The organism is Streptomyces sp. NPDC051286 (assembly GCF_044455345.1).
Classification (GTDB): domain Bacteria; phylum Actinomycetota; class Actinomycetes; order Streptomycetales; family Streptomycetaceae; genus Streptomyces.
Map to the genome: position 1 here is coordinate 1 of NZ_JBITER010000144.1, position 1,801 is coordinate 1,801.

Genomic DNA, 1,801 nt, shown 5'->3' on the forward strand with positions numbered 1-1,801 from the left:
CCGACAGATCAACGCCAAGGCACACGGCCAGTCACGTTGCGGGTCAGGCCACCGCTCGGAGCGGCACCCGATCATCCTCACAGTCACGTTGGCTGACCGGTCTGGGATGATCTTGGAGTTGATCGTGCCGGGGAGGAGTCCGCTCGTGTCGTCCGCGCCGCCGTCGTACAAGGGGCACCGGTACCCGGTGGGGGTCATCTCCCACTGCGTGTGGCTGTACTTCCGCTTCCCGCTCAGCTTCCGCGAGGTCGAGGAGCTGATGCTCGAGCGCGGCGTGATCGTCTCCCACGAGACCGTCCGGCGTTGGTGCGCGAAGTTCGGGCAGGCCTACGCCAACGGCCTGCGCCGGAAGCGGCCCCGGCACGGGGACAAATGGCCATCCGGGACCAGGGCACCGGCGTCGCCGGCCTGCCTGCCGCGGCCTGAGCACCGAGCCGGAACCCGGCCCCACCACACCCGACACACCGTCAGGCATTCACACCCTCAACAACGTGACAGCGCCATGTGAAGGCATTAGCTGGTGATCTCGCGCGCGCACCGTGCACCGGCGGCCTGCGCACCGCGACCGGTCGGCTCAAGCTGTGCGGCGCGACACCCGCGCCACCGCCGTGAGGAACGAGGAGGGCCTGACTGCCGCGCCGCGAAGGGCTCATCAGTCCAGCTTCGACACGTGATAATGGGCGATGTGCCACTGGTCAGCGAAACGCCTGAGGACCACGCTGAGAGTGACCCGGATGGTTGGCCGGTCGGTGAAGGAGAAGTCGACACCCAGGTAGCCGAGCAGGATGCCCTCGGCCAACTGCCGTGTTTCCAGTACCTGGTAGTCCGCCGTCAACCCGAGAGGCTGGGAATCGTAGTACTCGGCGACTCCCTGACGGCCGACGGTGTAGGGACGAAGCCCCTGGAAGATGGCGTCCTCGGTGAAATATGAGGCGACCTGCTGCGGTTCGTGTGCGTCGACCGCGGACTTCCATCGGTCCATGACGCCACGCAGGATCGCTTCCTGCGCTGCTGTGCTGTTCATCAGGGTTCTCCTCTCATGAAGGGGCCGCACGGGCGGCACCCGCTGGTGAGCGTTGCCTTGCTGGTGGAACATGTCTGCTGCCTGGACCGCGGCATCGCACGGGCGGCGGAGCGGACATTGCTTCCTGCGGCGGCCGTGGCCGCCGCAGGAAGCACGGGCACGCGGGGGCTGGATCAGGCGGTGTAGCCGGTCGGGCCCGGGTCGTTGGGGTGCGGCTGTACGGCGGTGACCACCGCGGTCATCCAGGGCCACAGGGGCAGGGTTCCAAGGACCTTGTCGCGCAGATCTGCCTCGTCGTCGGCGCGCCACACACCGATGCTGCGGAGCTCGCCCACCGGGCGCCACAGCCGGACCAAGTGGCCCGCGGAGGCGAGCTTTTTCGCCCGGACAGCCTCGTCGGCGCGGCGCCGGTTGACCTCGGCGGGGTCGGTGCCCTCGGGCACGGTCGTGGTGAGCTCGACCAGGAACTCCTTCATGATCCTTTCCTCTCTCGGTTCTGTAGGGGGCGTCCGGGCGGTCGGAACCGTCTGCGAGGGGCATCGTGCAACTTACGGCGCCGGACAGCCTGCATTTCTTCCGATGGCCACACGGACCGGCGGCTCCGGCTGTTCAGCACCAGGGCACGAAGGCGATTTGCCTGCACCTCTGAGCAACGCTCAGGTTCACTGGGCCCGTCAGAGACGCTTGCGTTCAGCGGGCTGATCAGGCGGCGGCCTTGAGTGCAGCGGTGATTTTGATTGCGCGTTCGGCCTGGATGCGGGCGGCGGTGCGGGTGGT

Annotated in this window: 2 protein-coding genes and 1 pseudogene; 1 reads left to right on the forward strand and 2 read right to left on the reverse strand. The window is 67.8% G+C overall.

Annotated features, from left to right (window positions below; all coding sequences use genetic code 11):
• Positions 1-106: 106 nt before the first annotated feature.
• A pseudogene (locus ACIBB8_RS37835) lies at positions 107-376 on the forward strand (IS6 family transposase); the annotation flags it as partial.
• A gap of 276 nt (positions 377-652) precedes the next feature.
• Here the strand turns inward: ACIBB8_RS37835 and ACIBB8_RS37840 are convergent.
• Positions 653-1,024 (reverse strand): YybH family protein, encoded by a 372-nt coding sequence (locus tag ACIBB8_RS37840; protein ID WP_398959942.1) that lies wholly within the window; start codon positions 1,022-1,024, stop codon positions 653-655.
• A gap of 173 nt (positions 1,025-1,197) precedes the next feature.
• A complete protein-coding gene (locus ACIBB8_RS37845; RefSeq protein WP_398959944.1) occupies positions 1,198-1,500 on the reverse strand; it encodes a muconolactone Delta-isomerase family protein in 303 nt (100 codons plus the stop codon).
• Positions 1,501-1,801: the final 301 nt, after the last annotated feature.

What these genes read in the sequence shown, in the direction of transcription:
- ACIBB8_RS37845 (WP_398959944.1), bottom strand. Translation starts at nt 1,500, where the DNA reads ATGAAGGAGTTCCTGGTCGAGCTCACCACGACCGTGCCCGAGGGCACC.
- ACIBB8_RS37840 (WP_398959942.1), bottom strand. Translation starts at nt 1,024, where the DNA reads ATGAACAGCACAGCAGCGCAGGAAGCGATCCTGCGTGGCGTCATGGAC.